This is a genomic window from Burkholderia sp. BCC1640 (assembly GCF_902833125.1).
GTDB lineage: Bacteria > Pseudomonadota > Gammaproteobacteria > Burkholderiales > Burkholderiaceae > Burkholderia > Burkholderia diffusa.
The window spans coordinates 1-25,302 of the sequence record NZ_CADFEF010000026.1 but is presented as its reverse complement, the minus strand read 5'-3'; the positions used below and the strand labels follow the sequence as shown (position 1 = coordinate 25,302).

Below are 25,302 nucleotides of genomic sequence, written 5' to 3'. Positions count from 1 at the left end.
CGGGCCGATGCCCGGAACGGAGGCGTTTCCGGTCATCGGCCCGTGTTACAACTGCCCTGAGGCCGGTGAGTAGCGTTGCCGGCAGGCAACGGCGCACCGCACGATCAGGACGTCAACGTCGCGAGCACACTCGCCGCATCGCTCACTTCGAACTTGCCCGGCGCTTCGACGGCCAGCGTCTTGACCACACCGTCGTCGACCACCATCGCGTAGCGCAGGGAACGGATTCCCATGCCACGCGCGGACAAATCCTGCGTCAGCCCCAGCGCATGAGTGAAAGCAGCGCTGCCGTCCGCCATCATGCGCACCTTGCCCGCGGTGTGCAGATCACGTCCCCATGCGCCCATCACGAATGCGTCGTTGACGGACACGCACCAGAGCTCGTCGATGCCCGCCGAGCGCAGTTGCTCGGCGTGCTCGACATAGCCCGGCACATGCTGCGCCGAACAGGTCGGCGTGAAAGCGCCCGGCAATCCGAAGATCACCACCCGCTTTCCCGCAACCTGATCGCGCACGCTGCAGGCATTCGGCCCCAGCGTGCAGCCTTCGCGCGCGTCGTCGATGAACTCGAACAGTTGCGCGTCGGGCAGCGCGTCGCCCACTTGAATCATGGCTGGTCCCTCATAGCGATACGGTTTTTCGGCGTATTGCGGACAGCACGTCCCATCCCGCTCCGCTCATGCGAAGAGGGCACGTTTCCCGGCCCGGCGTCGCATTCGACGCGGCCTGTCGTGGTCCGTGGCATCCGTCACGCCGGCGTTACCGCGGCAATCTCGTCGATCGCGCCGCGGCTTCGCCTGTGTGTGCGTCGTCAGTCAGCCTGCTTGCGCAGGAAAGCCGGGATGTCGTACGTGTCGACACCCTTCTCCTGCAGCGCCTGCACGTGCGATGCCGCGGTTTCGCGCGAGTTGCGCCACACCGCCGGCGTATCGAGCGCGCCGTAGTCGGCCGTGCTGACGTGCTGCGGCTGCGCATAGCCGTGCGAGACCGCGCTGACCGGCTGGTTGTCGGTACCCGTGCGCAGCAGCGTCATCGGTGCCGATTGCTGCTTCTTCGCCGCACGGCCCAGACCCGTCGCCACGACCGTCACGCGCAGTGCATCGCCCATTGCGTCGTCGTACACCGCACCGAAGATCACCGTGGCGTCTTCCGCCGCGTAGCTCTTGATCGTGTTCATCACTTCGCGCGTTTCCGACAGGCGCAGCGAACGGCTCGACGTGATGTTGACCAGCACGCCGCGCGCGCCCGACAGATCGACGCCTTCGAGCAGCGGGCTCGCCACGGCCTGTTCCGCCGCGAGGCGTGCGCGATCGACGCCGGCGACCGTCGCCGTGCCCATCATCGCCTTGCCCTGCTCGCCCATCACCGTCTTCACGTCTTCGAAGTCGACGTTCACGAGGCCATCGACATTGATGATTTCGGCAATGCCTGCAACCGCGTTGTTCAACACGTCGTCCGCGCACTGGAAGCACTTGTCCATCTCGGCGTCATCGCCCATCACGTCGAACAGCTTGTCGTTCAGGACGACGATCAGCGAGTCGACGTGATCCTCCAGTTGCTGCGAGCCTGCTTCCGCGACGCGCATGCGCTTGCCGCCTTCGAATTCGAACGGCTTGCTGACGACACCCACCGTCAGGATGCCCATCTCCTTCGCGATCTGCGCGACCACCGGCGCCGCGCCCGTGCCCGTGCCGCCACCCATGCCGGCCGTGATGAACACCATGTGCGCGCCACGCAGCGCGTCGGCGATGCGCTCGCGCGCCTCTTCCGCCGCCGCCTTGCCCATTTCCGGCTTCGCGCCGGCGCCGAGGCCGGTGTTGCCGAGCTGGATCACGGACGGTGCGCGCGCGCGCGACAGCGCCTGTGCGTCGGTGTTCATCACGATGAAGTCGACGCCCTGCACGCCACGGTTGATCATGTGCTGAACGGCATTGCCGCCAGCGCCGCCAACGCCGACCACCTTGATGATGGTGCCGTTGGTTTCGGTTTCCAGCATTTCGAATTCCATTGTTGCCTCCGTCAAGAAAATAAAACTACTCGGCCGTTATTCGGCAGGAGATCGGGCAACCCCCTGTCGCGCGCCAGCCGCCGGCACCGGCGCGAATTTCGATTCGGTTCGTCAGAAGTTGCTCAGGAACCATTCCTTCATCCGCGAGAAGATCTGCCCCGCGTTGCCGGACTGCACGGCGACCTTGCGGCCGCGCATGCGCTGAGCACTACCTTCGACGAGCAGGCCCATCGCCGTCGAGTAGCGCGGATTGCGCACCACGTCGGCGAGGCCGCCTGCGTATTCCGGCGCGCCGATGCGGACCGGTTTCAGGAAAATGTCTTCGCCGAGCTCGACCATGCCCGGCATCATCGAAGCCCCGCCGGTAATGACCACGCCGGAGCTCAGCAGTTCTTCGTAACCCGACTCGCGCACGACCTGCTGCACGAGCGAGAACAGTTCCTCGACGCGCGGCTCGATCACGGCCGCGAGCGCCTGGCGCGACAGCGTGCGCGGGCCGCGTTCGCCGAGGCCCGGCACTTCGACCATCTCGTCCGGATCGGCGAGCGCCTGCTTCGCGATCCCGTAGCCGACCTTGATGTCTTCCGCGTCCGGCGTCGGCGTGCGCAGCGCCATCGCGATGTCGCTCGTGATCTGGTCGCCGGCGATCGGAATCACCGCGGTATGGCGGATCGCGCCTTCGGCGAAGATCGCGATGTCGGTCGTGCCGCCGCCGATGTCGACCAGCACCACGCCGAGATCCTTCTCGTCTTCCGTCAGCACGGCCAGCGACGACGCGAGCGGCTGCAGGATCAGGTCGTTCACTTCCAGCCCGCAGCGGCGCACGCACTTGACGATGTTCTGCGCGGCACTGACCGCGCCCGTCACGATGTGCACCTTCACCTCGAGGCGGATGCCGCTCATCCCGATCGGCTCGCGCACGTCTTCCTGGCCGTCGATGATGAATTCCTGCGTGAGGATGTGCAGCACCTGCTGGTCGGTCGGGATGTTGATCGCCTTCGCGGTCTCGATCACGCGCGCGACGTCCGTCTGCGTGACTTCCTTGTCCTTGATCGCGACCATCCCGCTCGAGTTGAAGCTGCGGATATGGCTGCCGGCAATCCCCGTAAACACGTTGGTGATCTTGCAGTCGGCCATCAGCTCGGCTTCCTCGAGCGCGCGCTGGATCGACTGCACGGTGGCCTCGATATTGACCACCACGCCCTTCTTCAGACCCTTCGATTCGCTCTGGCCGAGGCCGATCACCTCGTAATGGCCTTCGCCCTTCAGCTCGGCGACGATGGCCACCACCTTCGACGTGCCGATGTCGAGGGAAACCAGCAGATCCTTGTAGTCTTTGCTCATAAAGTGCTCTTGCGTGTGATCTCTCGTTACTTCTTGCGCTTGTCGGTATCGGTCAGGAACCGCATGCCTGCCGCACGAATCGCGAATCCGTTCGGATAACGCAGGTCCGCGTACTCGATGTCGTTGCCCCAACGCTCCGTGACGGCCGGCCACGCGGCGACGAGGCGCTGGCTCCGGTCATGCAGGGTCTCGCTGGTGCGCTCCTTGCCCAGCTCGACCTGCATGCCGTTCGACAGCTTCACCGTCCACGCGTAGCGCGCCGACAGCGTCACTTCTTCCGGCGCCGCCTTCAGCGGCGCAAACCAGTTCGTGAAGTCGCGATACCGCGTGACGACTTCCTTCGCACTGCCCTCCGGGCCGTCGAACGCCGGCAGTTCCTGATCCAGTTCGCCCTGGTTTGCGGTGAACAGCTCACCGTCTACGCTCACGAGCTGCGCGCTGCCCCAGGTCCCGAGCGGTTTGTACTCCTCGAGCGTGACAGCCAGCGCATTCGGCCACACCCGGCGCACGCTCGCGTGGCGCACCCACGGCATCTGCTCGAACGCGGCACGCGCCGTATCGAGATCGACCGTGAAGAAATTGCCCTTCAGCCGGCCGACCACGCCCGCACGCACCGTCGGCGTGTTGATGTGCTCGGTGTCGCCGTCGATCCGGATTTCGCGCAGCGCGAACGTCGGACGCTGGATCAGCCAGTAGCAGCCGGCCGCCGCCAACACGAGCAGCAACAGCGCGTACAGCGCGCTGGCGGCAAGGTTGAGTTGGCGAACGTTGTTCCACATACGTCGTTCCGTTCCTGCGTCAGTCGTTGAGCGTAAGCGACAGCACCTTCACGACCAGCTCCGAATAGCTGATGCCGATCGATCGCGCGGCCTTCGGCGGCAGCGAGTGGTCGGTCATCCCGGGGGCCGTGTTCACTTCCAGGAAATACGCGTTGCCGGCGGCATCGAGCATGAAGTCCGCCCGACCCCAGTCGGTACAGCCGAGCACGTCGAACGCGCGGCGCGCGATGCGCTTCAGTTCCGCTTCCTGTTCCGCGGGCAGCCCGCACGGAATCAGGTACTGCGTATCGTCGGCGACATACTTCGCGTGGTAGTCGTAGAACTCGCCTGCCGGCACGATCTTGATCAGCGGCAGGTCGAGATCGCCGGCGATGCACGCGGTGTATTCGCCGCCGCCTTCGATGCTCTTCTCGACGATCACGATCTTGTCGTGCGTCGCCGCTTCCGACAGTGCGGCGGGCAACGCGTCGGCCGTCTTCACCTTCAGCACCGCGACGCTCGAGCCCTCGCTCGCCGGCTTCACGAACAGCGGCAGGCCGAGCTTCGCGACGATGTCCGCCGCGCGCGCCGCGTAGTCGTCGCCGCGCATCACCGTCTCGAACGGCGGCGTCGGCACGCCCGTCTGCTGCCACACGAGCTTCGTGCGGAACTTGTCGAGGCCGAGCGCCGAGCCGAGCACGCCGCTGCCCGTGTAGCGGATCCCGTAGAAGTCGAGCGCGCCCTGGATCTGGCCGTTCTCGCCGTAGCCGCCGTGCAGCGCGTTGAACGCGCGCACGAAGCCTTCGTCCTTCAGCGCCGACAACGGCCGCTCGGCCGGGTCGAACGGATGCGCGTCGACGCCCGCGTCACGCAGGCCCTGCAGCACGAGACGGCCCGAGGTGAGCGACACCTCGCGCTCGGCGGATTCGCCGCCGAACAACACCGCCACCTTGCCGAAACGTTTCGGATCGATCCCGCTCATGTCATGCCTTCTGTTGTGTGTGTTGCACGAGCTTCGCCGGCACGCCGCCGATCGAACCCGCGCCCATCGTGATCACCACGTCGCCGTTCTGCGCGACCTTGGCCAGTGCGTCCGGCACGTCGTCGACCGTCGCGACGAACACCGGGTCAACCTTGCCCACCGCGCGCAGCGCACGCGACAGCGCGTCGCCGTTGGCCGTCGCGATCGCCGCTTCGCCCGCGGCATAGACTTCCGTCAGCACCAGCGCGTCGACCGTCGACAGCACATTGACGAAGTCGTCGAAACAATCGCGCGTGCGCGTGTAGCGGTGCGGCTGGAACGCCAGCACGAGGCGGCGGCCCGGGAACGCGCCGCGCGCGGCCGCGATCGTCGCGGCCATCTCGACGGGGTGGTGGCCGTAGTCGTCGATCAGCGTGTACTGGCCGCCGTCCGCGCTCGGCACCTCGCCGTAGCGCTGGAAGCGTCGGCCGACGCCGTTGAATTCCGCCAGCGCCAGCTGGATCGCGTCGTCCGCCACGCCGAGATCGGTCGCGATCGCGATCGCCGCGAGCGCGTTCTGCACGTTGTGCAGGCCCGGCAGGTTCAGCACCACCGCGAGCGGCGCACGGCCTTCGCGGATCACCGTGAAGTGCATGCGGCCGTCGCGCGCGTCGATGTCTTCCGCGCGCACCTGCGCGTCCGGCGACAACCCGTAGCGCACGACCGGCTTCGAGATGAACGGGATGATCTGCCGCACGTTCGGATCGTCGACGCACACCACCGCGCTGCCGTAGAACGGCAGGCGCTGCGTGAACTCGATGAACGCCTGCTTGAGCCGCGCGAAATCGTGGCCGTAGGTGTCCATGTGATCGGCGTCGATGTTCGTGATGACTTCGATCACCGGATACAGGTTCAGGAACGACGCGTCCGACTCGTCGGCCTCGGCGACGATGAAGTCGCCCGTGCCGAGCCGCGCGTTCGCACCGGCGCTGATCAGCCGGCCGCCGATCACGAAGGTCGGGTCCAGCCCGCCCGCCGCGAGCACGCTCGCGACGAGGCTCGTCGTCGTGGTCTTGCCGTGCGTGCCGGCGATCGCGATCCCCTGCTTCAGGCGCATCAGCTCCGCGAGCATCACCGCGCGCTGCACGATCGGCACGCGCTGGTGGCGCGCGGCGAGCACTTCGGGGTTGTCCGAGCGCACGGCCGTCGACACGACGACCGCGTTCGCGCCCTCGATGTTCGCCGCGTCGTGCCCGATCGCGATCCGCGCGCCGAGCGCCGCGAGACGATCGGTCACCGCGTTGCGCGACAGGTCGGAGCCGCTGACCTCGTAGCCGAGGTTGACGAGCACTTCGGCGATGCCGCTCATGCCCGCGCCGCCGATCCCGACGAAATGAATGTGTTTGACGATGTGTTTCATTGCAGTTGTTCCAGGTTCGCGCCGGCCACCTTCGCGCAGACGCGCGCGACTTCGTCGGTGGCCTCGGGCTTCGCCAGCGAGCGCGAACGCTCCGCCATGTCCGCGAGCGACACCCGCGACTGGCCGCGCAGCCAGTCGGCAAGCAGTTCCGCCGACAGGTCGCGTTGTTGCACCAGCACCGCCGCGCCCGCATCGGCGAGGAACGCGGCGTTGGTCGTCTGGTGGTCGTCGACCGCGTACGGGAACGGCACGAACAGCGCCGCCACGCCCACCGCCGCGATTTCCGACACCGTCATCGCGCCGGAACGGCAGATCACGAGATCCGCCGCCGCGTAAGCGGTGGCCATGTCGTCGATGAACGGCACGAGCCGCACGTCGTCGCCGCCGGTGAATCCGGCCGCTTCGTAATTCGCCTTCAGCGCGTCGATGTGCTTCGCGCCGGCCTGGTGCACGATACGCGGGCGCTCGCCCGGCGCCAGCAGCGCCAGCGCGCGCGGCACGACTTCGTTCAGCGCGGCGGCGCCGAGACTGCCGCCGACGACCAGCACGTTCAGCGGGCCGCTGCGCGACGCATAGCGTGCTTTGGGCGTTTCCGTGCGCGCAAGTTCCGCGCGAATCGGGTTGCCGGTCCATTCCGCGTGCGGCAGTGCGCCCGGGAACGCGACGAGCACACGCTTCGCGAATTTCGCGAGCACCTTGTTCGCGAGACCGGCGATCGAATTCTGTTCGTGCAGCACGAGCGGGCGGCCCGACAGCGCGGTCATCACGCCCGCCGGGAACGTGATGTAGCCTCCCATCCCGAGCACGACGTCCGGCCGCACGCGACGCAGCGCGCCGAGACTCTGCCAGCACGCGCGCAGCAGGTTGATCGGCAGCGTCAGCTTGGTCTTCAGGCCCTTGCCGCGCAGTCCGCCGAAGCGCACGTATTCCATCGGAATGCCGTGCTTCGGCACGAGCGTCGCTTCCATCCCGGCCGGATTGCCGAGCCACACGACGCGCCAACCCGCCGCTTCCATCCGGTGCGCGACGGCGAGCCCCGGGAACACGTGGCCCCCGGTGCCGCCTGCCATCACCATCAGCGTGCGTCGCGACGCGGTCATACCTTCCCTCCCCGCATCAATACGCGATTTTCATAGTCGACCCGCAACAGCACCGCAAGCGCGACACAGTTCAGCAGGATGCCCGAGCCGCCGTAGCTCACGAGCGGCAGCGTCAGGCCCTTGGTCGGCAGCAGGCCGAGGTTCACGCCCATGTTGATGAACGTCTGCGCGCCGAACCAGATGCCGATGCCCTTCGCCATCAGGCCCGCGAACGTGCGGTCGAGCGCGAGCGCCTGACGGCCGATCTCGAACGCGCGGCGCACGATCCAGTAAAACAGCAGGATCACGACCAGCACGCCGACGAAGCCGAGTTCCTCGCCGATCACCGCGAGGATGAAGTCGGTATGCGCTTCGGGCAGGTAGTTCAGCTTCTCGACGCTGCCGCCGAGGCCGACGCCGAACCACTCGCCGCGGCCGAACGCGATCAGCGAGTGCGTGAGCTGGTACGCCTTGCCCTGCGCATAGCGTTCGTCCCACGGATCGAGGTACGCGAAAATCCGCTCGCGACGCCACGGTGACAGCCATACGAGCATCGTGAAGGTGCCAACCGCCGTCGCGACCAGGCCGCCGAACAGCTTGCCGTTGACGCCGCCGAGGAACAGCACGCCCATCGCGATCGCGGCAACCACCATGAACGCGCCCATGTCCGGTTCGAGCAGCAGCAGCGCGCCGACGAGACCGACCGCGAACGCCATCGGCAGGAAGCCCTTCGCGAAGCTCTGCATGTATTCCTGCTTGCGCACCGTGTAGTTCGCCGCGTAGATCGTCACCGCGAGCTTCATGATTTCCGACGGCTGCATGTTCGTGATGCCGAGCGGAATCCAGCGGCGCGCACCGTTCACACCCTTGCCGACGTGCGGGATCAGCACGATCACGAGGCCGACCAGTGCGATCAGGAAGAGATGCGGCGCGTATTTGTCCCAGGTCGACACGGGCACGCGGAACGCGATCACCGCCGCGATGAACGCGACGCCAAGCGACACGCAGTGGCGCATCAGGAACGCATAGTCGTGATACGACGCGTATTTCGGCGAATCGGGCATCGCGATCGACGCCGAGTACACCATCACCACGCCGAGCCCGAGCAGCGCGATCGCGACCCACAGCAGCGAGTAGTCGAAATCGAGCATCCGCGAGCGGCTCGGCCGCACGCCGTTGACGACGCTCGCGAGGCCGCCGGTCGCGGCGCGCGTGGCCGACGCGACGCGGCCGCCGGCGGCATTGCCGCCGGTGTCGCGCCGGTCGTTGAAACGGGAGACGAGGCGATCGGACCAGCTCATGGCGTCGCTCCTTTGTCGATGGCGATTTCATCCACCGCCGCGCGGAACACATCCGCGCGATGGGCGTAGTTCCTGAACATGTCGAGGCTTGCGCACGCGGGCGACAGCAGCACCGCATCGCCCGGCTCGGCGAGGTCGGCAGCGGCACGCACCGCGCCTTCGAGCGTCGCGTGGTCGGCGAGCGGCACGCCGGTTTCGGCGAGCGTGTCGCGAATCGCCGGCGCATCGCGGCCGATCAGCATCACCGCACGACACCAGCGCGCGACCGGCGCGACCAGCGGCGCAAAATCCTGCCCCTTGCCGTCGCCGCCGGCGATCAGCACGATCTTCTGCGCGAGCCCGTCGAGCGCGGCTACCGTCGCGCCGACGTTCGTTCCCTTGCTGTCGTCGACGTAGTCCACGTCGTCGATCGTCGCGATCACTTCGACGCGATGCGCCTCGCCGCGATATTCGCGCAGCGCGTGCAGCAGCGGCGCGGCCGGCAGGTCGATCGCGCGTGCAAGCGCGAACGCGGCCAGCGCGTTCGCCGCGTTGTGCAGCCCGCGGATGCGCAGCGCGTCGGCCGGCATCAGGCGCTTCTGCGCGATGTCGGGCGTATGCGCGCCGTCGCGCTTGCGGCGACGGCTCGTCGTCTCGTCCGGCGCGTCGCGGTCGACCGCTTCGACCAGCCACGCAATGCCGTTGTCGCGCGACAGGCCGTAGTCGCCGTCCTGCGTCGGTTCGTTCAGGCCGAACGTGACCGTGCGCGCCGCATCGGCCGCGCCGGCGGCCGGCGCGAACTTCATCACGGCCGCATCGTCGCGGTTGAGCACGCGCGTGGTCGTCGCGCCGAAGATCCGGCCCTTCGCGGCCGCATAGGCGTCGAAGCTGCCGTGCCAGTCGAGGTGATCCTGCGTGATGTTGAGGATCGCGGCCGCGTCCGGCGCGAACGTGCGTGCCGTCTCGAGCTGGAAGCTCGACAGTTCGAGCACCCAGACGTCGGGCAACGCCGTATCGTCGATCGCGCCCGCGAGCCGGTCGAGCATCGCCGGGCTGATGTTGCCCGCGACGGCGACCTTCTTGCCCGAACGCTGGCACAGCAGGCCCGTGAGGCTCGTCGTCGTGGTCTTGCCGTTGGTGCCGGTGATCGCGAGCACCTTCGGCTGGTAGCCGCTCGTGCCGAGCGCGCGCAGCGCCTGCGCGAAGAATTCCAGTTCGCCCCACACGGCGATCGCGCGCTCGTTCGCGGCCGCGATCAGCGCCGCCAGTGCCGGTTCAAGCGGCGACAGGCCGGGGCTCAGCCCGACGATCTCGACGCCGCCGTCGAGCAGTGCAGGCGTGAACGGCCCGCCGACGAACTCCGCATCGATGCCTTCGGCCTGCAGCGCGGCAAGGTTCGGCGGCGCCTCGCGGGTATCGGCAATACGCAGCCGGCACCCGTGCCTCGCGCACCATCGCGCGATCGCGAGACCCGATTCCCCGAGCCCCAGTACGAGCACCATCGGCCGCTGCCGATCTCCAAACATCTCGCCAGACATCCTTGTTACCTTTCCTTTACCGCAACTTGAGGGTGGACAGACCGAACAGGCACAGCATCAGCGTGATGATCCAGAAGCGCACCACCACCTGCGTTTCCTTCCAGCCGGACAATTCGAAATGGTGATGCAGCGGTGCCATCTTCAGCAGGCGCCGCCCTTCGCCGTAACGCTTCTTCGTGTACTTGAACCACGACACCTGCAGCATCACCGACAGCGTTTCCGCGACGAAGATGCCGCCCATGATGAACAGCACGATTTCCTGGCGCACGATCACCGCGACCGTGCCGAGCGCGCCGCCAAGCGCCAGCGCGCCGACGTCGCCCATGAACACCTGCGCGGGGTGCGTGTTGTACCAGAGGAACGCGAGCCCTGCCCCGCCCATCGCGGAGCAGAAGATCAGCAATTCACCGGCGCCCGGGATGTGCGGGAACAGCAGGTATTTCGAATAGACCGAGCTGCCCATCACGTACGCGAACACACCCAGCGACGCACCGACCAGCACGACCGGCATGATCACGAGACCGTCGAGGCCGTCGGTCAGGTTCACCGCGTTGCTCGCGCCGACGATCACGAAGTAGGTCAGCACGATGAAGCCCCAGACGCCCAGCGGGTAGCTGATCGACTTCAGGAACGGCAACATCAGGTCGGCCCGCGCGGGCAGCCCCATCGACAGGCCGCTGCGCACCCACGCCATGAACAGGTCGAACACACGCACGTTGTTCGCCTCGGACACGCTGAATGCGAGGTAGACGGCCGCGAACAGCCCGATCACCGACTGCCAGAAATACTTTTCGCGCGACGACATCCCGCGCGGGTCCTTGTAGACGACCTTGCGGTAGTCGTCGACCCAGCCAATCACGCCGAAGCCGAACGTGACGAGCATCACGATCCAGATGAAACGGTTCGTCAGGTCGCCCCACAGCAGCGTCGCGACTGCGATGCCGATCAGGATCAGCACGCCGCCCATCGTCGGCGTGCCGGACTTGACGAGATGGCTCTGCGGGCCGTCCTTGCGCACGGCCTGCCCGACCTTCATTTGCGTCAGCTTGCGGATCACCCACGGTCCGCACACGAGCCCGATCCCGAGCGCGGTGATGGTAGCCATCACCGCACGGAACGTCAGGTACGTGAACAAGCGCAAAAAGCTTGCGTCTCCTTGCAGCCATTGCGCCAGCGCCAGCAGCATGCTTCCTTCCTTCTACTCAGTGTGCCGCGGGCACCGTGCCCGCCGCGGGTTGTTTCGTCAGCGCGTCGACCACGCGCTCCATCTTCATGTACCGCGAGCCCTTCACGAGCACCGTCGCCTGCGCGCCGTAGCCCGCCGCGAGCAGTGCCGTCACCAGCGCGCCGACGTCGCCGAAATGGCAGGCCGTGTCGCCGTACGCGGTACATGCATCGCGCGACGCATCGCCGAGCGCGAACAGCGCATCGATGCCGCGCTCGCGCGCATACGCGCCGATCTCCCGGTGAAATGCCGGGCCTTCGTCGCCCACCTCGCCCATGTCGCCGATCACCAGCACGCGCGGCACCGGTTGTGCGGCCAGCACGTCGATCGCCGCGCGCATCGAATCGGGGTTCGCGTTGTAGGTGTCGTCGACGACCGTCGCGCCCGCGAGGCTGCCGACGTCCGCTCGCCGGACCTGCAAACGGCCCTTGACCGGCTCGAACGATTCGAGGCCCTGCTTGATCGCGGCCAGCTCGATACCGGCCGCGAGCGTCGCGGCCGTGGCCGCCAATGCGTTGCGTGCGTTGTGCTCGCCGAGCGCGCGCAGCCGCACCGTCACCGAGCCGGACGGCGTGTCGATCGCAAGCTCGCCGCCGTGCAGACGGCCCGTGACCTGCGCTTCGATCTGCCGTTCGGCGTCGTGCAGCGCGAAATCGAGAATCCGGTTGCCGGTCGCCGCGACACGCCAGATACCGGCGTACGCATCGTCGGCCGGAAACACCGCGACGCCGTCCGGTGTCAGCGCGTGGATCACGGCCGCGTGTTCGAGCGCGACCGCCTCGACCGTCGCCATGAATTCCTGGTGTTCGCGCTGCGCATTGTTGACGAGCGCGACGGTCGGCGCCGCGAGGCGCGCGAGAACTTCGGTCTCGCCCGGGTGATTCATCCCGAGCTCGATCACCGCGACGCGATGCGCGCCCGACAGGCGCAGCAGCGTCAGCGGCACGCCGATGTCGTTGTTCAGGTTGCCGGCCGTCGCCAGCCGCGCGTCCGTGCCGACTGCCGCCGTAAAGATCGACGCGATCATTTCCTTGACGGTCGTCTTGCCGTTGCTGCCCGTCACCGCGACGAGCGGCACCGCGAAGCGCTTGCGCCAGCCATGCGCGAGCGCGCCGAGCGCGGCACGCGTTTCACCGCCCTCGACGACCGGCATCGCAAGGCCCGCCGGCGCGTGCGCGACGAGCGCCGCGGCCGCGCCGCGCGCGGCCACGTCGCCGAGGAAGTCGTGCGCGTCGAAGCGCTCGCCCTTCAGCGCGACGAACAGGTCGCCCGGGCCGACCGTGCGGCTGTCCGTCGACACGCGCTCGAAGGTGGTGTCCGGATCGCCGTGGACGGTCGCGCCGGGAATCAGGCGCGCGGCTTCGCCGAGACTGAGCATCGTCATTCGCCGCCTCCCTTGCCGTGCGTCGCGCGTGCCGCGAGCGCGAGCCGCGCGTGATCCTGATCGGAGAACGCGCGCTTCTTGCCCATGATTTCCTGCGTCGCCTCGTGCCCCTTGCCGGCCAGCACGACGACGTCCTCGCGGGCGGCGCCGCGCACGGCCTGCAGGATCGCGCTCGCGCGATCCTCGATACGGCGTGCGCGATCGGGCGCGGTCATCCCCGCGATGACCTGGTCGATGATGCGCTGCGGATCCTCGCTGCGCGGATTGTCGCTCGTCACGACGACTTCGTCGGCGAGCCGCTCGGCGATCGCGCCCATCAGCGGGCGCTTCGTCGCGTCGCGATCGCCGCCGCAGCCGAACATGCAGACGAGCCGCCCGCCGCGCGCCGCCGCGATCGGGCGCAATGCATCGAGCGTCTTGTCGAGTGCATCGGGCGTGTGCGCGTAGTCGATCACGACCAGCGGTTCGTCGTTCTGCAGCCGGCCGCCAAGGCGCTGCATGCGCCCGTTGACGGACTCGAGCCGCGTAATCTCCGCGACGGCCGCATCGAACGGCACGTCGGCCGCGAGCAGCGAGCCGAGCACCGCGAGCAGGTTGCTGACGTTGAACGTGCCGAGCGTGCCGACCTCGACGTCCGCGTCGCCCCACGACGAGCGCAGGCGGAAAGCCGTGCCCGTGGCGGTCGCGCGCACGTCGAGCGCGACCAGCTCGCGATCGGCGTCGGCCGCCTGTGCGTCGCCTATCCCGTATGCGATCGTGCGCACGCGGCCGGCCAGCTTCTCGAGCAGGCGACGGCCGGCCTCGTCGTCGCGATTGACGACCGCCGCGCGCAGACCGCGCCACGCGAACAGCTTCGACTTCGCGGCTTCGTACGCGTCGAACGTGCCGTGATAGTCGAGGTGATCCTGCGTGAGGTTCGTGAAAACGGCGATGTCGAATGCCGTGCCGTTCACGCGGCCCTGATGCAGCGCGTGCGAAGACACTTCCATCGCGACGGCTTTCGCGCCCGCGTCGTGCAGTTGCGCGAGGCTGCGCTGCAGCTGCGGCGCGTCAGGTGTCGTGAAGCCGGTCGGCACCAGCTGCCCCGGCATGCCGCTGCCGAGCGTGCCGATCAGCGCGCACGGCTGGTGCAGCGCCGTCAGCGCGGCCGCGATCCATTGCGTGCAGGACGTCTTGCCGTTGGTGCCGGTCACGCCGATGGCGAGCAGGCTGTCGCTCGGGTCGCCGTACCAGCCGCTGACGATCTCGCCGGCCAGCTGGTCGAGCGCCGGCACCGCGAGTGCGACGGGCACGGCCGGTGCGGCTTCGAGACCTTCCGGCTGATACAGCACGGCGGCCGCGCCGCGCGCGACGGCATCGGAAATGAAGGCGCGATTGTCTGCCCCGTCGACCGCATAGCCGAGGAACACGTCGCCGGTCTTCAGGCTGCGCGTGTCGGCATGCAGTTGCGCTGCGGGGGCCACATGCTGGCGCAGCCACGCAAGCGCGGCCGCGATCTGCTGATGCGCCGGATGGGAACTGCGAGCGGCGCTCATCGAACAACTCCTGGTGAATTACGTGTCGTGCTGGATACGATCATATGCTTCGCACCGCCGCCCGCGGCGAGCTTTTGCGGGCCCGTCCCGGCGGGCGCGCCAGGCGCGTCGTCGGACACGACGAGCTGCTTGATCGGCATGTTCGGTGGCACGTTCAGCGCGCGCATCGTATCGCCCGCGATCGCCGAGAATACGGGGCCCGACACCTGGCCGCCGAAGTGGCTGCCGGCGGTCGGCTCGTCGACCGACACCGCGATCACGACGCGCGGATTCGGCATCGGCGCCATGCCGACGAACGACGCGCGGTACTTGCGCGTGTAGCCGTGACCTTCATGCTTGTACGCGGTACCGCTCTTGCCGCCGACGCGATAACCCGGCACGGCCGCATCGGGCGACGTACCGCCCGGCGCCACCACCGTTTCGAGCATCGCACGCACTTCGCGCGCGGTAGTCGGGTTGAACACCTGCGTGCCCACGATCGGCTGATTGGGGTCGGTCTTGAAAATGGTCACGGGCATCAGCTCGCCGTCATGCGCGATCGCCGTATAGGCGCGCGCGAGCTGGAACAGCGACACCGACAGGCCGTAGCCGTACGACATCGTCGCCTGCTCGATGCGACGCCAGCTCTTCCACGGACGCAGGCGACCGGCCACCGCGCCCGGGAACCCGACCTTCGGCGCCTGGCCGAGGCCGATGCTCGTATACATATTCCACATTTCCTCGGGCCGCATCGTCATCGCGATCTTCGTCGCACCGATGTTGCTCGACTTCTGGATCACACCGCCGACCGTCAGCGTGCCGAAACCTGCGTCGTCGGTGATCGGTGCGCCGTCGAGCACGAAATGCCCGTTGCCCGTCTCGACGAGCGTGTTCGGCGTCACGCGGTGCAGGTCGAGCGCGAGCGACACCGTAAACGGCTTCATGATCGAACCCGGTTCGAACACGTCGGTCATGATCCGGTTGCGCAACTGCTCGCCCGTCATGCGCGAGCGGTCGTTCGGGTTGTACGTCGGGTAATTGACGAGCGCCAGCACCTCGCCGGTGCGCACGTCGACGACCATCGCCGCGCCGGCCTTCGCCTTGAACTTCTCGACGGCGGCCTTCAGATTCGCATACGCGATGTACTGGATCTTGCTGTCGATCGACAGGTCGACGTCCGTCCCGTTGTGCGGCGGAATCTGTTCGGCGACATCCTCGACGATGTGCCCCATCCGGTCCTTGATCACGCGGCGCACGCCGGATGTGCCGGACAGCATCTTCTGGTCGCCGAGTTCGACGCCCTCCTGCCCTTCGTCCTCGACGTTCGTGAAGCCGATCAGGTGAGCGGTGATCTCGCCTTCCGGATAGAAGCGCTTGTATTCGTTGCGCTGATAGATACCGGGAATGTCGAGCGCTGCGACCTTGTCCGCGACGTCGATCGGCACCTGGCGCTTTACGTAGACGAAACCCTTGTCCTGCGACAGCTTCACGCGCAGTTCCTTCGGCGTCATGCCGAGGAGCTTGCCGAGCTGGTTGACCTTGCCGGCGTCGAGATCGTCCGGCACGGCGTCGGGAATCGCCCAGATCGCGCGCACGGGCAGACTCGTCGCGAGCACGAGCCCGTTACGGTCGAGGATCTTGCCGCGCGTGGCCGGCAGCTCGATCGTGCGCTGGTAGCGGCTCTCGCCCTGCTTCTGGTAGAACGCGTTGCCGGGGCCCTGGATCCAGAACGCCCGCGCGGCGAGCGCGACGAACGCCATGAACAGCAGGAACACGACGAGTTTCGAGCGCCACATCGGCAGGTGCACGCCGAGCACGGGGCTCGACGAGAACTTCACGTCCTGGCGCTTTTGCGACGGCTTCATCGCGCGCCTCCATTGCCCTTGGTGGCCGTATCGGCCGACGCGGGAATCGGCGCGTCGATCGCCTTCGCGGCGCCCGACGGCAGCGTCAGGTACTGGGTGCGGCCCGTCGTGATCGGCTGCATCTTCAGCGAATCGTTCGCGAGCTGCTCGATGCGGGACGTCTTGGACAGCGCGCTCTGCTGATATTGAAGCTGCGCGTAGTCCTGCTGGAGCTGACGCTCCTGCGACTGCGCGCGCTGCAGCTGAATGAAGATCTGGCGCTGCTGGTTCGTCGAGTTGACGACCGACAACGCGCAGCCCATCACGATGATCAGCAGGAAGATGTTGAAGCGGCTCATGGCGTGACGCGCTCCGCGATGCGCATCACTGCCGACCGGGCGCGCGGATTCGCGGCGACTTCCGCCTCGCTCGGGAACTGACGGCTGATGATCTTGAGCGGCGGGCTTGGGAGGTCGACGGCACGGATCGGCAGGCGACGATCGACCGCGGGCGCACTCGCGTGCGCTTGCATGAATCGCTTGACGATCCGGTCTTCGAGTGAATGAAAGCTGATGACCACCAGCCGCCCCCCTTGCTCCAGCAACGACAATGCCGCGTCTAGTACGACTTGCAGGTCCGCAAGCTCTTGATTGACGTGAATCCGTATAGCCTGAAAGGTGCGGGTTGCCGGATCCTTGCCCTTCTCACGGGTTTTGACGACGTTACCCACGATTTGGGCAAGCTCGCCCGTGGTGTCGAGAGGCCCAAGACGGTCGGACTCTGCCCGGCGAGCAACAAGCGCCTTTGCAATCTGAAAAGCAAACCGTTCTTCCCCATAATCTCGTATCACCTCCGTCAATTCCTGCACCGAAGCCCGCGCGAGCCACTCGGCCGCCGACTCGCCGCGCGTCGGATCCATTCGCATGTCCAGCGGGCCATCCGCGCGAAAGCTGAAGCCGCGCGCCGGATCGTCCACCTGCGGCGAGGACACGCCCAGGTCCAGCAACACACCCGACACCTTCTCGACACCGCGCGCCGCAAGCGCATCGCGCATCGATGCAAAGCTGTCATGCACGATCGAGAAGCGCGCATCCTCGATGCGCTGCGCCGTCTCGATCGCCCTCGGATCCTTGTCGAACGCGATCAGCCGGCCGCCCGGCGCCAGCCGCGCGAGCACCGCGCGACTATGACCGCCGCGCCCGAACGTGCCGTCGACATAAATGCCGTCCGGCCGCGTCACGAGCGAATCGACCGCTTCGTCCAACAGTACGGTCCGATGCTGCAATTCGTTTCCCATCGCGGGCGTCTCCGTCACCGCAATCAGAACGTGAAGTTCTTCAGCGCGTCGGGCATGCCCTGCGCCATCGCTGCCTGCTCCTTCGCGATGTAGGTCTGCGAATCCCACAGCTCGAAGTGACTACCCATTCCCAACAACATGACTTCCTTTTCCAGTCCGGCCGCCATCCGCAGCTCGGGCGATACGAGAATCCGGCCTGCGCTGTCGAGATCGACATCCATCGCATTGCCGAGAAAAATTCGCCGCCACCAATGCGCGTCCATCGGCAGCGCGGCGATCTTGGCGCGAAATACCTCCCATTCGGGGCGCGGAAACAGCAACAGGCAGCCGTCCGGGTGCTTGGTCACAGTCACCCGTCCTTCTGCCTGTCCTTGCAGCGCTTCGCGATAGCGAGCCGGCACCGACATCCGCCCTTTCGCATCGAGCGTCAGCGCCGACGCCCCTTGGAACACTTTCCGCTCTCCCGTTCAGGGCACCGAAGCACCCGCTCAATGCTCAAGAATTTAGCCGGAATAGCCCGCTAAATCACACAAAAATACACTTTCTCACACTGTCTCCCACTTTAGTGGAAGGGTTTGGCACGGTCAAGGGAGCGGCCCGGTTTTTTGACGAATTTTGTTAGTTAGAACAAGGACTTACGCGCGCATGCTCATGCGGCCCCTCATACCAAAAACCGTTATAAATGAATGAGCTAGTGCAACTTGTGAAGGTGATACGTGAGAAAGGCGGGCCAGACTGGCGTGCGGACGGGGCTTTCGGGGGCGGGAAAACGCGGAAAAAACGGGCGGTATCGGGGACGGCGAACCAGGACGGCGTCGCGCGCCGCCCCGGCCCGAATGTCAGAGATAGTATGCAGTGCTCGTCATGACTTTCGATGCGGCGCGCATCAACATCCGGGCAGGCAACGGCAGCTCGATCCCGCCTGCATCGGTCGCGGCCTTGCCGTGCTTCACTTCGTCGAGCCGCATCTGCTCGACGATCGCACGCGACGCCGTGTCGGTCGGCGGCAGCTCGGACAGGTGCCCGTCGAGATGGCTCTCGACCTGACGCTCCGTCTCCGCCATGAAGCCGAGGCTGACCTTGTCGCCCAGCGTGCCGGCGACGACGCCGATCGCGAGCGCGCCAGCGTACCACAGCGGGTTGAGCAGGCTCGGACGCGAATCGAGTTCCTTCAGCCGATGCGCGGTCCACGCGAGATGATCCTCCTCCTCGCGCGCGGCTTCCTCGAACATCGCCTTCGACGACGACGAGCGCGCGGTCAGCTTCTGCGCCTGATAAAGCGCCTGCGCGCAGACCTCGCCGACATGGTTCACGCGCATCAGCCCGGCGGCGTGCGTGCGCTCCGCGGGCGTCAGTTCGCCGGCCGGCGGCTCCGCCGGCGCGGGCACCGGGCGGCTCATCCGGCTAATGCCGGTCAGCGATCGCAGGCCGCGATCGAATTCGCTGATCAGTTCATCCAACACCATCCTGTTCTCCTGGCTGCGTGTGCTGCCGCGGGCGGCAAAGGCACGTGCTCCGCTGCGTAACCGACTTGATTATTCAGCGGAAATTGCGGTTAACCCGTGATTTTAACCATTGTTGCATAAAGGAAACATGGCAGCCTTGCGCCACGGCATTTCGCTTTGTCGGAAAAATCGGCTTTGCTACATTACGTGCAACTTCTTGCGAAGTTGACGGGGCCCGTCAACACAACATAACTATCCGCCCCGCCAAAAAAATTCAGTGTTTCTTGGAGATCCGTTAATGAAAAAGTCGCTTCTCGCGCTCGTCGCGCTGGGCGCGTTTGCTGGCGCAGCCCATGCGCAAAGCAGCGTGACGCTCTACGGCATCATCGATGAAGGCTTCATCTTCAACAACAACGCCAAAGGCGGCCACCTGTACGGTCTGGCAAGCGGCGTGATGCAAGGCAGCCGCTTCGGCCTGCGCGGCACCGAAGATCTGGGCAGCGGCCTGAAGGCGATCTTCGTGCTCGAAAACGGTTTCGACGTCAACTCCGGCAAGCTGGGCCAGGGCGGCCTGATGTTCGGCCGCCAGGCTTACGTCGGCCTGTCGAGCCAGTACGGTACGGTCACGCTGGGTCGCCAGTACGACTCCGTCGTCGACTTCGTCGGCCCGCTCGAGGCAGGCGACCAGTGGGGCGGCTACATCGCTGCTCACCCGGGCGACCTCGACAACTTCAACAACGCATATCGCGTGAACAACGCGGTCAAGTACACGAGCCCGACCTACGGCGGCTTCTCGTTCGGCGGCCTGTACAGCTTCGGCGGTCAAGCCGGCCAGTTCTCGAAGAACCAGGTCTGGTCGCTCGGCGCCGGTTACAACAACGGCCCGCTGGTGTTGGGTGTCGGCTACTTGAATGCACGCACGCCGGCGAACTTCGGCGGCATGTTCAACACCGGTGCGTCGGCTGCAGCGACGGCCGTGTCGTCGCCGGTCTACGGCGCATATGCGAACAGCGCGAACACGTACCAGGTCATCGGTGCGGGCGGTGCGTACACGTTCGGCGCAGCAACGATCGGCGCGACGTACTCGAACACGAAGTTCAAGGGCTTCTCGGTCGGTCCGTTCGTGAACCAGACCGCGACGTTCAACAACGGCGAAATCAACTTCAAGTATCAGCTGACCCCGGCGCTGATCGTCGGCGCGGCGTACGACTACACGCAAGGCAGCAAGATCGACGGCAACTCGGCAGCCAAGTACCACCAAGGCTCGCTGGGCGTCGACTACTTCCTGTCCAAGCGCACGGACGTCTACGTGATCGGCGTGTACCAGCATGCGTCGGGCAACGTGCTCGACTCGGCAGGCAACGTCGTTCAGGCACATGCGTCGATCAACGGTCTCGATCCGTCGAGCACCAGCAACCAGGTTGCAGCGCGCGTCGGCATCCGTCACAAGTTCTAATCAGCTTGACTGACAAGCCGCAGCATATTGAAGGCGCCTTCGGGCGCCTTTTTCTTTTGCGGCTGCGAAGCGGCGAGCGGCGAACAGGACGATCACCGGGCGGCCCGTTCACGGCGACGACGCGTTCGCGACGCCTCATCCACGTGAAGGCCGCCGCTGCCGGCGGGTGGCACGCACCGAGACCGCGCCATGCGGATCGTGGCCGGCGGCGGCCCGCTCGAGCCGCTCCGTCGGCCACGGCGCCCCCCCCGGTAGAACGCGCGCCGTTACTGCGACCGTCGAACCACGATGCGGCATCCTCAATGCCCGCCACGAATAAAAAAGCCCGGCACTGGCCGGGCTGGTTGATTCGACTTCGGTGTTACGCGCGTCCGTCGCGCAGTTCGCGCCTCAGGATCTTGCCGACATTCGTCTTCGGCAATTCCGTGCGGAACTCGACGAGTTTCGGCCGCTTGTAGCCGGTTAGCCGCTCCTTGCAGTACGCGAGGATGTCCTTGTCGGTAAGCGCCGGATCCTTCTTCACGACGAACAGCTTCACGGCTTCGCCCGAGTGCTCGTCCGGCACGCCGACCGCCGCCACCTCGAACACGCCCGGGTGCGACGCCACCACGTCCTCGACCTCGTTCGGATACACGTTGAAACCGGATACCAGGATCATGTCCTTCTTCCGGTCGACGATCTTCACGTAACCGCGCGCGTCCATCACGCCGACGTCGCCGGTCTTGAAGAAACCGTCCGGGAACATGACCTTCGCGGTTTCGTCCGGACGGTTCCAGTAGCCGGCCATGACCTGCGGCCCGCGGATACAGATCTCGCCCGGCTCGCCGAGCGCGACGTCGTTGCCGGCGTCATCGCGGATGGCGACTTCCGTCGACGGCAGCGGCAGGCCGATCGTCCCGCTGTATTCGGTCGCGGTCACCGGGTTGCAGGTCGCGACCGGCGAAGTCTCCGACAGGCCGTAGCCCTCGACGATCGCCGTATGGGTCTTCTCATACCAGCGCTTCGCGACACCTTCCTGGATCGCCATGCCGCCACCATTGGCGATCACGAGCTTCGACAGGTCGAGCTGATTGAATTCGGGATGGTTCAGCAGTGCGTTGTACAGCGTGTTGACGGCCGGAATCGTCGAGATCTGGTACCCCTTCAACTCCTTGATCATGCCGCCGATGTCGCGCGGATTCGGGATCAGGACGCCCATGCCGCCCGTGCGCATCGTCAGGAAGCCGCAGACCGTCAGCGCGAACACGTGATAGAGCGGCAGCGCGACAACCGTCACGAACTGTTTCACCTCGGGGTACTTCTCGTGCGCGGGATGATGCCATGCGCCCGCCTGCAGCACGTTCGACACGATGTTCCGGTGCAGCAGCGTCGCGCCCTTCGCGACACCCGTCGTACCGCCCGTGTACTGGAGGAACGCGACGTCGTCGGGGCCGAGCTTCTCTGCCTTGAAGGTCTGCCGCGCACCTTCCGACAGCGCGGCCTTGAAGCGCGTGAACGACGGAAGCTGCCAGGCCGGCACCATCTTCTTCACGTTGCGCACGACGTAATTGACGAGCCAGCCCTTGATGCCCAGCAGATCGCCCATCGACGCGACCACGACATGCTTGACCGCGGTATTGGCGATGACGGCCTGCAGCGTGGACGCGAAATTCTCGAGAATGACGATCGCCTCCGCTCCGCTGTCCTTCAGCTGATGTTCGAGCTCGCGCGGCGTATAGAGCGGGTTGACGTTGACGACGGTGAAACCCGCGCGGAGCACCGCGACGATCGCCACCGGGTACTGCAGCACGTTCGGCATCATGAGCGCGACGCGCGCACCGCGCTTCAGGCCGCGCGACTGCAACCACGCGCCGAACTGGCGCGACAGCGCATCGAGTTCGCCGTACGTGATGCTCTTGCCCATGCAGACGAACGCCTTGCGGTCACGATACTGCTTGAAGCTTTCGTCGAGGAGATCCGGGATGGAAGGATACGGGGACGCGTCAATTTCGGCTGGAACGCCGGGTGGGTACGATTTCAGCCAAATTTTGTTCATACTGCGCGTCTCCTCACATATTTTCGAATGGTCGTGCTAAAACGCATCGTAGCGGCTCGTCCATGCTGAGACAACAGGGTTAGATGCCCACTTCGAACTTTCGGATGCATTCATCTGATGATATCAAGAAGTTCGGTCAAATCCGCTCAACTTCCACCAGACAATCGTAAAACGTCGCCGAGTTTCCGAGATCGGTCAGCGCCTGGCTCGTCACCTCGTTCGCGTTCCGTCCATCCGCCGACAATTTCTTCCACCAGATCGACAGTCCGACGACGAGCCCCGCGCGCGCACGATCAGTCACTCTCGCGACCGCCTGCATCGATCCGCGGTCGTTGAAGATGCGCACGATGTCGCCCTCCCCGATGCCGCGCGCGTCGGCGTCGGCCGGGTGTATATCGAGGTGCGGCTGGCCTTCCGTACTGCGCAGGCTGTCCACGTTCACGAACGTGCTGTTCAGGAAGTGGCGGGCCGGCGGGGAAATCATCGCCAGTGGATAGCGAGCGGCGAGTTCAGGCGCGGCCTCCGCCGATTCGAACGGCGGCAGATAATCAGGCACCGGGTCCATGCCCATCTGCTCGAGCCGCGCACTGTAGAACTCGCATTTGCCGGACGGTGTGCGAAAGCCGCCATTCGCGAAAGGCGCGTCCGCGACCTTGAGCTTCAGCCAGCCGGCACGCTTCAACGTCTCCCAATCGCTGTCGAGTGCCGGATCGTCCCAACGGAGCGCCGTCTGCGCAACCTCTTCGTCGCTGTGATAAAGCGCGGGCTCGTCGAGCCCCATGCTGAGTGCGATGCCCCGAAAGATTTCCGTGTTCGGCCGTGCGTCGCCAACTGGCGGAATTGCCGGTAGATTCGCCATCACATAGGTGTGGCCGTACGACTTGTGGACGTCGAGATGCTCGAGTTGCGTCGTGGCAGGCAACACAATGTCGGCGAAATCGACCGTATCTGTCTTGAAGTGCTCCAGAACGACCGTGAACAGATCTTCGCGCGCGAACCCGGCGGCAACTTTCGACGAGTCGGGCGCGACCGCGACGGGATTCGAGTTGTAGACGATCACCGCTTCGACCTTCGGCCCGAAGGTGGCGTCGCCCGGATGCAGCAGCGCATCGCCGATTGCATTCATGTTGATGATGCGCGGCAGTTTGTGAGGCCAGCCGGGCATCAGATCCGGACGCAGCAGCCCCGCCTGATTAACCGGTGCGGATTCCGACGACGACAGCAGAAGCCCGCCGGCCCGGTCCCGCCACGCGCCTGTCAGCGCGGGCAGGCTCGCAATCGCGCGCACGGCATTGCCGCCGCCGCGCACGCGCTGCATGCCGTAATTGAGGCGAATCGACGCCTTGCGGGTCGCGCCGTAACGACGTGCGAGTTCGATCAGTTCCGACGCTTCGATGCCGCAGATTTGCGCGACACGCTCCGGCGGATAGGACAGGGCTCGCGCCTTGAGCGCGTCGAAGCCGAGCGTATGACGCGCGATGTAGTCGTGATCGAGCAGATCTTCGGTAATCAGCACATGCATCATGCCGAGCGCGAACGCGCCGTCGGTGCCCGGTTTCAACGCGATGTGCTGATGGCATTTCTCGGCCGTCAGTGAGCGGTAGGGATCGATCGCGACCAGACGGGCGCCTCGACGCTTGGCTTCCTGCGCTCGGGTCCAGAAATGCAGACTGGATGCGATCGGGTTGGCGCCCCAGATCAGAATCAGTTCGCTTTCCTCGAAATGCTCGAGATGCATGCCGACGCTTCCACCATACGTGTAGCGCAGCCCCGCTGCACCGGCTGCGGCGCAGATGGTCCGCTCAAGCCGGGACGCACCGAGCTTATGGAAGAACCGCTGCGCAATGCCTTCGCCCTGCACGAGTCCCATCGTTCCCGCGTAGCTGTACGGCACGATCGCCTCCGGCGCGCGCGCGGCGATTTCCCCGAGACGACGACCGATCTCGTCAAGTGCTTCGCTCCAACTGATCGGCACGAAGCGCCCTTCCCCCTTCGCGCCGATGCGCTTGAGGGGAACGGTGAGCCGGTCGGGGTGATGAACGCGGTCGGCATATCGGCTGACTTTCGTACACAGCACACCCTGCGTGGGCGGATGGTCGGGATCGCCCGTCACCTTGATGGCCCGGCCGTTTTCGACGGTCACGCGCATTGCGCACGTGTCCGGACAATCGTGAGGGCAAACGGCCCGAGCTATCTGAGTGGCGGCGTTCATCGTTCTGGATGCGACTGGGGTGGAGATTCGCAAATTTTACGTGGATGGGCCGAATAAGGCCTCATTTCGCGCGAATTTCCTGCCTATGCAGTGAGAAAATAGAGATGGCGGATGAAAAATATCAACGCTGAACCGACTCCGAATCGCCGATGCGACGATACGGACGCGGAGCGGGTGTTAGAAGTGCCTTGCCGAACCGGCAAGAGTCGTCTCCCTGGCTGGAGATTGCAACGAATCGGCGGTTGATTGGTCCGGGATGATGGAAAGCGGTGGATTCCGGCGACGCGCTTGGGCAGCAAACGGAGAGGTTCGATTGCCTGCACTCGCATTTCCGTCGCGCCAATGCAAAAACCCCCGCCTTGTCGGGCGGGGGTTCTTGGCTTGAGGGAGCCTGACGATTACCTACTTTCACACGGGAATCCGCACTATCATCGGCGTAGAGTCGTTTCACGGTCCTGTTCGGGATGGGAAGGGGTGGGACCGACTCGCTATGGTCATCAGG

20 protein-coding genes and 1 rRNA gene are annotated in these 25,302 nt (G+C 65.9%); 1 reads left to right on the top strand and 20 read right to left on the bottom strand.

All coding sequences use genetic code 11. The features are described 5' to 3' along the window. Window positions 1-104 precede the first annotated feature (104 nt). The 17 genes from HWX25_RS24755 to coq7 all read right to left on the bottom strand — a co-directional run bounded on the left by HWX25_RS24755 (window position 105) and on the right by coq7 (window position 19,118). The gene (locus HWX25_RS24755) at window positions 105-611 is read right to left on the bottom strand and encodes a peroxiredoxin (RefSeq protein WP_059535173.1); all 507 of its coding nucleotides are present in this window, start codon (window positions 609-611) and stop codon (window positions 105-107) included. 200 nt (window positions 612-811) lie between these two features. Beyond that, the gene (gene ftsZ / locus HWX25_RS24750; protein WP_011883181.1) at window positions 812-2,008 is read right to left on the bottom strand and encodes a cell division protein FtsZ; all 1,197 of its coding nucleotides are present in this window, start codon (window positions 2,006-2,008) and stop codon (window positions 812-814) included. Window positions 2,009-2,119: 111 nt separating this feature from the next. Further along, entirely contained in the window at window positions 2,120-3,352 is a 1,233-nt protein-coding gene (ftsA, locus tag HWX25_RS24745; RefSeq protein WP_006752447.1) for a cell division protein FtsA, read from the bottom strand. Between the two features lie 26 nt (window positions 3,353-3,378). Then, window positions 3,379-4,131, bottom strand: coding sequence for a cell division protein FtsQ/DivIB (locus HWX25_RS24740; RefSeq protein ID WP_057926855.1), 753 nt, complete (start codon window positions 4,129-4,131; stop codon window positions 3,379-3,381). Between the two features lie 19 nt (window positions 4,132-4,150). Further along, window positions 4,151-5,092 (bottom strand): D-alanine--D-alanine ligase, encoded by a 942-nt coding sequence (locus tag HWX25_RS24735; RefSeq protein WP_059535171.1) that lies wholly within the window; start codon window positions 5,090-5,092, stop codon window positions 4,151-4,153. A gap of 1 nt (window position 5,093) precedes the next feature. Then, window positions 5,094-6,491 carry a UDP-N-acetylmuramate--L-alanine ligase gene (murC, locus tag HWX25_RS24730; protein WP_175911064.1) on the bottom strand — a complete coding sequence of 466 codons (1,398 nt, stop codon included), beginning with the start codon at window positions 6,489-6,491 and terminating at the stop codon, window positions 5,094-5,096. Further along, a complete protein-coding gene (murG, locus tag HWX25_RS24725; RefSeq protein WP_175911063.1) occupies window positions 6,488-7,591 on the bottom strand; it encodes an undecaprenyldiphospho-muramoylpentapeptide beta-N-acetylglucosaminyltransferase in 1,104 nt (367 codons plus the stop codon). The genes murC and murG overlap by 4 nt, the downstream gene beginning before the upstream one ends. Beyond that, the gene (gene ftsW / locus HWX25_RS24720; protein WP_059535166.1) at window positions 7,588-8,871 is read right to left on the bottom strand and encodes a putative lipid II flippase FtsW; all 1,284 of its coding nucleotides are present in this window, start codon (window positions 8,869-8,871) and stop codon (window positions 7,588-7,590) included. The genes murG and ftsW overlap by 4 nt, the downstream gene beginning before the upstream one ends. Continuing rightward, entirely contained in the window at window positions 8,868-10,376 is a 1,509-nt protein-coding gene (gene murD, locus HWX25_RS24715; protein ID WP_059820693.1) for a UDP-N-acetylmuramoyl-L-alanine--D-glutamate ligase, read from the bottom strand. Before murD ends, ftsW begins: the two co-directional genes overlap by 4 nt. A 28-nt stretch (window positions 10,377-10,404) precedes the next feature. Beyond that, window positions 10,405-11,574: a phospho-N-acetylmuramoyl-pentapeptide-transferase gene (gene mraY, locus HWX25_RS24710; protein ID WP_059451891.1), complete on the bottom strand. Its 1,170-nt coding sequence runs from the start codon at window positions 11,572-11,574 to the stop codon at window positions 10,405-10,407. Window positions 11,575-11,590: 16 nt separating this feature from the next. Then, window positions 11,591-12,997 (bottom strand): UDP-N-acetylmuramoyl-tripeptide--D-alanyl-D-alanine ligase, encoded by a 1,407-nt coding sequence (gene murF, locus HWX25_RS24705; protein WP_175911062.1) that lies wholly within the window; start codon window positions 12,995-12,997, stop codon window positions 11,591-11,593. Next, a complete protein-coding gene (locus HWX25_RS24700) occupies window positions 12,994-14,532 on the bottom strand; it encodes a UDP-N-acetylmuramoyl-L-alanyl-D-glutamate--2,6-diaminopimelate ligase (RefSeq protein ID WP_175911061.1) in 1,539 nt (512 codons plus the stop codon). Before HWX25_RS24700 ends, murF begins: the two co-directional genes overlap by 4 nt. Then, window positions 14,529-16,376 (bottom strand): penicillin-binding protein 2, encoded by a 1,848-nt coding sequence (locus HWX25_RS24695; protein WP_059535159.1) that lies wholly within the window; start codon window positions 16,374-16,376, stop codon window positions 14,529-14,531. The genes HWX25_RS24700 and HWX25_RS24695 overlap by 4 nt, the downstream gene beginning before the upstream one ends. Continuing rightward, on the bottom strand, window positions 16,373-16,714 hold the full coding sequence (ftsL, locus tag HWX25_RS24690) for a cell division protein FtsL (protein ID WP_059535158.1): 342 nt from the start codon (window positions 16,712-16,714) through the stop codon (window positions 16,373-16,375). The genes HWX25_RS24695 and ftsL overlap by 4 nt, the downstream gene beginning before the upstream one ends. After that, window positions 16,711-17,652 (bottom strand): 16S rRNA (cytosine(1402)-N(4))-methyltransferase RsmH, encoded by a 942-nt coding sequence (rsmH, locus tag HWX25_RS24685; protein ID WP_059535156.1) that lies wholly within the window; start codon window positions 17,650-17,652, stop codon window positions 16,711-16,713. The genes ftsL and rsmH overlap by 4 nt, the downstream gene beginning before the upstream one ends. 23 nt (window positions 17,653-17,675) lie before the next feature. Next, the gene (gene mraZ, locus HWX25_RS24680) at window positions 17,676-18,104 is read right to left on the bottom strand and encodes a division/cell wall cluster transcriptional repressor MraZ (protein ID WP_006400450.1); all 429 of its coding nucleotides are present in this window, start codon (window positions 18,102-18,104) and stop codon (window positions 17,676-17,678) included. 387 nt (window positions 18,105-18,491) lie between these two features. Then, window positions 18,492-19,118, bottom strand: coding sequence for a 2-polyprenyl-3-methyl-6-methoxy-1,4-benzoquinone monooxygenase (coq7, locus tag HWX25_RS24675; RefSeq protein ID WP_059535152.1), 627 nt, complete (start codon window positions 19,116-19,118; stop codon window positions 18,492-18,494). A gap of 277 nt (window positions 19,119-19,395) precedes the next feature. Here coq7 and HWX25_RS24670 point away from each other — a divergent pair, with 277 nt between their 5' ends. Beyond that, window positions 19,396-20,553, top strand: a complete 1,158-nt coding sequence (locus HWX25_RS24670) for a porin (RefSeq protein ID WP_175911060.1) — start codon at window positions 19,396-19,398, stop codon at window positions 20,551-20,553. A 361-nt stretch (window positions 20,554-20,914) separates the two neighbouring features. Here the strand turns inward: HWX25_RS24670 and HWX25_RS24665 are convergent, their stop codons facing one another. From HWX25_RS24665 to rrf, 3 genes are all read right to left on the bottom strand, one after another. Next, entirely contained in the window at window positions 20,915-22,588 is a 1,674-nt protein-coding gene (locus tag HWX25_RS24665; protein ID WP_059820688.1) for a long-chain fatty acid--CoA ligase, read from the bottom strand. 136 nt (window positions 22,589-22,724) lie between these two features. Continuing rightward, window positions 22,725-24,800 carry a molybdopterin oxidoreductase family protein gene (locus HWX25_RS24660; protein ID WP_175911059.1) on the bottom strand — a complete coding sequence of 692 codons (2,076 nt, stop codon included), beginning with the start codon at window positions 24,798-24,800 and terminating at the stop codon, window positions 22,725-22,727. Window positions 24,801-25,189: 389 nt separating this feature from the next. Then, window positions 25,190-25,302: ribosomal RNA gene (gene rrf / locus HWX25_RS24655) — 5S ribosomal RNA — on the bottom strand.